Source organism: Francisella salina (genome assembly GCF_000219045.1).
Classification (GTDB): domain Bacteria; phylum Pseudomonadota; class Gammaproteobacteria; order Francisellales; family Francisellaceae; genus Francisella; species Francisella salimarina.
The window spans coordinates 2,028,872-2,035,931 of record NC_015696.1; the positions used below are offsets into that span (position 1 = coordinate 2,028,872).

The window sequence follows — 7,060 nt, forward strand, 5'->3', positions numbered from 1 at the left end:
TTATTGTCCATTATAATTTTGATACATCTTATGATATTTATAATAAAATTCATCTTTATCAACAATAATATCATTATTTTTATGCTCTTCCCAAAAGCATTTATTTAGTTTTATAGTAGCTCTATTGTACGGTTGTGCTGGAGAAGTAATTTCAACAAATATATATGGAACTTCTCTTCCTGTGGTATTGTCTTTAATAAAACTAACAACATATTTTGCTCTACTACTTTCTCTAGAAACAGCCATATTAGATGACATAGTATAGCCATCTAAATCATATTTACTTGGATTATATATATCATTTAAGAACATAATAGCTAACTCTCTAGAGTATCCATTTTTATCATTAACCAATTTTGATATTTGCTCTGAATTTTTGAGCAAAGTATCTAAAGAGTCATAACGAGATATAGATTCTGGGGGAACAAAATATGTATATTTTTGTAAATCTAGAGAGGTTATAGAGTTAGTTTCAATTAGATAATCATTCGATTTTTTAATTTTATAATCGAGTTTTAAGTTATTATATGCTGTCAATTTAGCAACTTGATCTGCAAAGTAATAACTTGCTAAATTTGAATAATTATTTTTAAAGCTTGTTCTTCCAATATAACTACAGATAAATTGATTAGACATAAATACTTTATTATAAATATTTACTATGTCTTTATTAAATCCTTTACCGTACATATTATTCAAAATACTTATGCACTTCTTATTTTCCTGGAAATCTTGATAACCACTTATTTTTAATGATTTAAAGTATGTTTTTTTTACAGTATTAGGGTTTGATATTACAATCTCTACAACCTCATAAATATCTTTTTTATTTTTATTATGTTGCGCAAATGATAATAACATAGGAACAGCAAAAGGCTCTTGTTCAGTACTTTTATTATTAAAATTATAAACAGCTTGTTTAATTATTTTATTTACATCATTTAATGTAGCAGCGTTACTAATTAAATATCTATTAAACTTATCAGCCATATTTATAATAGAAGGAGTATATTCAGATAAATTATCGCCTGTACTTCCTAACTGTGAACTATCATAGTTATAACTCATAGACAAATTTTTTTCATTTGTTCCTGTAGAGAAAATATTTGGATCTGGTTGAGATTGGCTATATTGTAAAGAAATATATTTATAACCTTTTTTTGGTACATGAAAAACTACATTTTCTTGCCTTAAGAAATAATATGTTGAATCGTATCTATTAAAAGTTACGTCTCTACTTTTAGCAAAAATATAATTATTTTTACCATCATTTTTAATAAAAACTGTACAAGTATATCCAGAATTCAATATTAATAATCCTAATATACAAATTCCTATTTTTTTGATTTTATTTATCATAATTTATAACTTGTTGTAATGTATCAAAACATTTGCCTGATTTTATAAGCTCTAATATTTCTTGAGTATTTTGTTTTAAATCATCCTTATCATAAAGTTTCATAAGCATAGCTACATTTACAGCTACCGCAGCATTATGCGCTTGTTTACCCTTACCTTGAAGTATTTGCTTTATAATCTCTCTATTTTGCTCTGGTAATCCACCTTCAAGATCTTTGATTGCATATGTATCTATACCAAAATCTACAGGAGAAACTTTATATTCCGTTATCTGATTATTTTGTATTTCAGCGACATAAGTATCATCATGTATTGCTACTTCATCTAAGCCACTACCGTATACTACAACTGCTCTATCAATTCCAAGATTAATTAGAGTTTTTGCCATTGGCAAAATTAAATCTTTTGAGTAAACTCCTATCACAACCTTATTTGGTCTAGCTGGGTTTATCAAAGGTCCTAAAATATTAAAAATAGTCCTTGTTTTTAAGATAGCTCTAGCCTCTTTTATATACCTAAAACCTCCACTATAAAATGGCGCAAATAAAAATCCAAGATTATATAGTTCTAAACATTCTTTTGTTTGCTGTGGTGATAACTCTATATTGACACCAAAAGATTCTAAAAGATCAAAAGAACCTGATTTACTTGATACACTTCGACCACCATGTTTAGCAACTTTATAACCAGCTGCCGCTGCAACAATCGCAGCTGTTGTAGAAATATTAATAGTATTAAACCCATCTCCACCAGTCCCAACTATTCCAGCTAAATCTCCATTTATTTTTGGAAACTCTTTTGTATTATCAAGTAGAGCTTCTACTGCGGCTGCTATTTCTGTCGAAGTTTCTTGTTTTAGTTTAAGAGCTATTAATATACTAGTTTGTAAAGGTAACTCTATTTGACCTTTGATAAAATAATCAAAAAGCTGATAACTTTCTTCATAATTAAGATTTTCTGAATTAAATAATTTTTCGACAATATCTCTTAAACTAATCATTGCTGTACCCATTTAACTATATTATCTAAGAGTTTAGAACCATGTATAGTCATTATTGATTCAGGATGAAATTGTAAACCACAGACCTTATTTTTATCATCTACTACAGCCATTACCAAATCATTAACTTCCGCTACAGTTTCGAGGCCAGTTGGTACTTTAATAGCCACTAAAGAATGATACCTAGCCACACTCAATGGTGATTCCAAACCTTCAAAAATACCATGCTTTATAAATTTAACTTTAGCAGTTTTACCATGAACAATTTCGTTAGCATGAGATACTATACCACCATAAGCTTCAACTATAGCTTGATGACCTAAACATATTCCTATAATTGGTACCTTACCTTTAATAACTGATATAAGATCAACTATACATCCTGCACTTGCAGGATTGCCAGGACCAGGCGATATCACAACTATAGGATTATCAGTTGAGTTAATTTTATCCAAAAGAACTTCCAGATATAAATTATTTCTGAATACTTCGACATTATTTCCTAGAACTCTAAATTCATCCACCAAGTTATAAGAAAATGAATCAAAATTATCTATAAATATAATATTAGCCATTAACTACACTCCATGTACATTTTTGATAGCTGATATTACAGCTTGTGCTTTTGTTCTAGTTTCATCAGCTTCTGCTATAGGTATAGAATCCAATACTACACCTGCACCTGCTTGAACCTCTGCCACTTCATCTTCAACATATGCAGAACGTATAACTATGCAACTATCTAAATCACCATACCCATTAAAATAACCAATAGCTCCGCCATATCCACCTCTAGTCTGTTTTTCGACTTCTGATATTAACTGCATTGCTTTTATCTTTGGCGCACCTGTTAATGTACCCATATTCATAGAAGCCTGATAAGCATGCAAAGCATCCAAATCATCAGCAAGTTGACCTACTACTCTAGAGACCAAATGCATAACATGACTATATCTATCAACCTTTAAAAGATCAGCAACATAACGAGTACCAGTTTTAGATATCCTTGCAACATCATTACGTGCTAAATCTACCAACATCATATGCTCTGCATTTTCTTTAGCATCTAATCTAAGCTCTAGCTCAATCCTACTATCTAAATCTGCATTAATACTACCATCTGGATTTTTTGCTCTTCTACGTGTACCTGCTATAGGATATATTTCTACTTGATTCGTAGATTTTTGATATTTTAAGGCACTTTCTGGCGATGCTCCAAAAATAATAAAATCTTCATCTTGCATATAAAACATATACGGGCTAGGATTTGTACGTTTAAGCTCTTTATAAACTTCCAAAGAATTTTGACATGGCAAAAAGAAACTTCTTGAAGGTACAACTTGGAATATATCACCATTTATAATATGTGATTTTAGTTTATCTACTACACCACAAAAATCTCTATCACTTATTGATTCTTTAGGTTCTAAATTGCTAAATTTTTCAACTTTTAACTCTATATCATTATTTATATTTTGCTTAATTACAGCAACGCTATCCTCTAGTTCTGATATTGTTTGATGTCCAAAGCTATTAACTTGTATAAATGTATTTTTTTCTTGATGATCACTTACAAGTATTGTATCAGCTAAATAAAATACATAGTCTGGACATTTATTCTTACGTTTTACTTGACCTATTTTTTCAAAACTACCAACAACATCATAAGCAAATAAACCAGCCAAAAAAATACTAAATTCATTATCTATTTCAAAACTATCTTTTATAATTCTTAGAGCATCAAAAACTGACTGTTTTTTTAATTTTTGATGTTCATTAAATTGATAATCTTTTATTGATTTAAAAGTTAATATTAATTGTTTGTTATCATATTTATATTCAATATCATCTTTGATGTTTTTTTGTATCTCTTTTAGTGCATATTCACCATTTTTGGACAATGGTTTCATAAAAACTTTGTTTTCAATACAAGCTATACGTAAGGCACTATTTAGTACCAAAATACTTTTGAGTTTATCTTTTGTATCTATTTCTGCTGATTCTAACAATATAGTATTTTTTTTGTTAGTACATAAATTAGCAAAACATCTATTTAAATCTTCTTGATAATCTAAATTATAGATATGTGATGCTAAAAATTTTTCTGGCTCTTTTACTGACATTTAATCACCTTTTATATTATCAGAGAATATTTCTTTTACTCTTTTAGAACAATCTTTTAGAGCGTTAGAACATCTTGTAACTGTACAAATACTTATACCTACTTCCTTAGATATTTCTCTTTGTGATTTTTCTTTTTTTAATAACTCTTTTGTCAAAAGAACTCTTTTATTTAATTGCTCTTTTTCTTCTTTAGTTAATAAAAAATCACAAATAGTATCAATATCTTTGGAATCTGAAGTTTCAGATAAGATATTTACTAATTGTTGCCATCCTTTATTTGAATTCATAAAAAAATATCTTTAGTGTAATGATGTAATGGTACATCATTACACTAAAGATAACAACTTATCTTTATATACAAATAAAAAGTAATATAGATTTTATCGAAATATTTTTTTAGATATTTAATAGTTAAAATTTATTGAGTTTTTAAGAAAATATAAAAAATTAAGGTCTAGATCAAGATATCAGAAGTAAAAAGGGGAAAACTGAGTTTTAAGAACTAGACCTTAATGAGAATATGGCGGAATGGACGGGACTCGAACCCGCGACCCCCTGCGTGACAGGCAGGTATTCTAACCAAACTGAACTACCACTCCGTATTTATGGTGCCGACTGCCGGAATCGAACTGGCGACCTACTGATTACAAGTCAGTTGCTCTACCTATTGAGCTAAGTCGGCGACTATGAGTAAGTATTATAGCTCTTTTTATTAAGCTGTCAATAATGTTTTGTATTTTTTTTTAATTTAATGGAATTATATCGTATTGATTGTATATATGACTACTTTCAGCTTTTAGATGAATGTTTTTATCGATTTCAAGTTCCAGTTCTGCTAACCATATAGATTCTTCTTTTTCTATATAGTCAATAATCTTTTTTGAAGACATAAGTAAGAAATTATTATAATTTGGATAATTTTTTGATTCTGATTTAATTTCTCTGAATATATCATAACAAATTGTCTGTAATGTTTTGACGCTTCCTTTACCTCTACAGTGATCACATGGCTGGCATAGTGTTCTTAATAAACTCTCATGTACCCTTTTACGCGTCATCTCGACCAATCCTAGCTCTGAAATATCACTGACACTAGTCTTGGCCTTATCAAGCTCTAATTCTTTCTTCAGAGCCTCTAAAACTTGATTTTTATGTGACTCATCCATCATATCAATGAAATCTATAATTATGATACCACCTAAATTTCTTAGCCTTAGCTGTCTAGCTATTTCTTTTGTAGCTTCTAAATTTGTCTTAAATATAGTTTCTTCTAGATTTTTTGTTCCTATAAAACCACCTGTATTTATATCGATAGTTATCATTGCTTCAGTCTGTTCGATAACCAGATATCCTCCTGATTTGAGATATACTGTTTTATCTAAAGCTTTATTTATTTCTGTATCAATATCATATTCTTCAAAAATATTATGTTTTTGATAAAGCTCTATTTTATCTCTTAATCCAGGAATGTATTTATCAGCAAATTGACAAATTTCTTTGTATGAATCTATATTATCAACATGAATTTTATCAGGATTGTCATTAGCAAAAATATTAATTGTTTTAATTATTAAACTAAAATCCTCATAAACAACACCTGGTTTAATTATAGTACTTGAAATATCCAAAATATCTTGCCATAGGTTATTTAAAAACTTGATGTCATTTTCTAGCTCTTCATAACTAGCACCTTCTGCAGCAGTTCTTAATATGTAACCTCTAGGATTTTCACTTTGAGTTATTTTCTTAATAGAATCTAATAATCTTTGTTTTTCTTCTTCTTTATTTATCTTAAGAGATATACCTATATGATCTAAATCAGGCAAGAAAACTAAGAATCTTGATGATACAGATAAATGTGAAGTTAATTTTACACCTTTATTACCTATACTTTCTTTTACAACTTGAACTAATACTTCTTGGCCTTCTCGTAACCATTTATTTATATCTTCAGTATTTAGTTTGTTTAATTTAAAATTTTCATCAGATTCTTCATCATCTTTTTCTAGAGGTATAACTTCTGATAAATGTAAGAAACCTGCTTTTTCTAATCCTATATCTACAAATGCTGCTTGCATACCAGGAAGTACTCTTATTATTTTACCTTTATAAATATTTCCTACTATTCTTTTTTGGTTATCTCTTTCAATTAAAATTTCTTTAAGAATATTATTTTCTTTTATAGCTATTCTTTGTTCATATTTATTTATGTTTAAAAATATTTCAGTATTTAATGACATTAGAAAAAAGTTTTTAATCTTATTAACATCAATTATAAAGAAAAAATTTTTTTTTTATATTTTTGATCATTTTTCTTTTACTTATTTATATATAACTTAATTTCTTTTTCTTTATATTATTATTTATTATGTGGATATTTTCTTGTTGATAACTCTTTAAAACACAAATATATCAATAGATTTGAGTATTTTACAAAAGATGTATAAGTATGTAAAAAAGTGGATGAAAGAGCCTGAATAAAAATGTGGATAATTAATCATCAAATTTATCAACAAAATTATTAACATATTTGTAAATAAGTTATTTAACAACTGTTTTGACAAAAAATAAACAAAT

Annotated in this window: 6 protein-coding genes and 2 tRNA genes; all 8 read right to left on the bottom strand. The window is 27.9% G+C overall.

Annotated features, from left to right (window positions below):
- Nucleotides 1–1,359, bottom strand: coding sequence for a hypothetical protein (locus F7308_RS09820; protein ID WP_013923724.1), 1,359 nt, complete (start codon nucleotides 1,357–1,359; stop codon nucleotides 1–3).
- Nucleotides 1,349–2,359: an anthranilate phosphoribosyltransferase gene (trpD, locus tag F7308_RS09825; RefSeq protein ID WP_041263855.1), complete on the bottom strand. Its 1,011-nt coding sequence runs from the start codon at nucleotides 2,357–2,359 to the stop codon at nucleotides 1,349–1,351. Before trpD ends, F7308_RS09820 begins: the two co-directional genes overlap by 11 nt.
- Entirely contained in the window at nucleotides 2,356–2,934 is a 579-nt protein-coding gene (locus F7308_RS09830; RefSeq protein WP_013923726.1) for an aminodeoxychorismate/anthranilate synthase component II, read from the bottom strand. The genes trpD and F7308_RS09830 overlap by 4 nt, the downstream gene beginning before the upstream one ends.
- 3 nt (nucleotides 2,935–2,937) lie before the next feature.
- Nucleotides 2,938–4,482 (bottom strand): anthranilate synthase component 1, encoded by a 1,545-nt coding sequence (locus F7308_RS09835; RefSeq protein ID WP_013923727.1) that lies wholly within the window; start codon nucleotides 4,480–4,482, stop codon nucleotides 2,938–2,940.
- Complete coding sequence (gene trpR, locus F7308_RS09840; protein ID WP_013923728.1) at nucleotides 4,483–4,770, bottom strand: trp operon repressor; 288 nt, start codon at nucleotides 4,768–4,770, stop codon at nucleotides 4,483–4,485.
- Between the two features lie 234 nt (nucleotides 4,771–5,004).
- Nucleotides 5,005–5,082, bottom strand: a tRNA-Asp gene (locus F7308_RS09845).
- A gap of 7 nt (nucleotides 5,083–5,089) precedes the next feature.
- A tRNA-Thr gene (locus F7308_RS09850) sits at nucleotides 5,090–5,165 on the bottom strand.
- Between the two features lie 61 nt (nucleotides 5,166–5,226).
- On the bottom strand, nucleotides 5,227–6,723 hold the full coding sequence (locus F7308_RS09855; protein ID WP_013923729.1) for an Rne/Rng family ribonuclease: 1,497 nt from the start codon (nucleotides 6,721–6,723) through the stop codon (nucleotides 5,227–5,229).
- Nucleotides 6,724–7,060 lie beyond the last annotated feature (337 nt).

Excerpts from the sequence above, each read along its gene's own strand:
- F7308_RS09820 (WP_013923724.1), bottom strand. The coding sequence starts at position 1,359 with ATGATAAATAAAATCAAAAAAATAGGAATTTGTATATTAGGATTATTA.
- trpD (WP_041263855.1), bottom strand. The coding sequence starts at position 2,359 with ATGATTAGTTTAAGAGATATTGTCGAAAAATTATTTAATTCAGAAAAT.
- F7308_RS09830 (WP_013923726.1), bottom strand. The coding sequence starts at position 2,934 with ATGGCTAATATTATATTTATAGATAATTTTGATTCATTTTCTTATAAC.
- F7308_RS09835 (WP_013923727.1), bottom strand. The coding sequence starts at position 4,482 with ATGTCAGTAAAAGAGCCAGAAAAATTTTTAGCATCACATATCTATAAT.
- trpR (WP_013923728.1), bottom strand. The coding sequence starts at position 4,770 with ATGAATTCAAATAAAGGATGGCAACAATTAGTAAATATCTTATCTGAA.
- F7308_RS09855 (WP_013923729.1), bottom strand. The coding sequence starts at position 6,723 with ATGTCATTAAATACTGAAATATTTTTAAACATAAATAAATATGAACAA.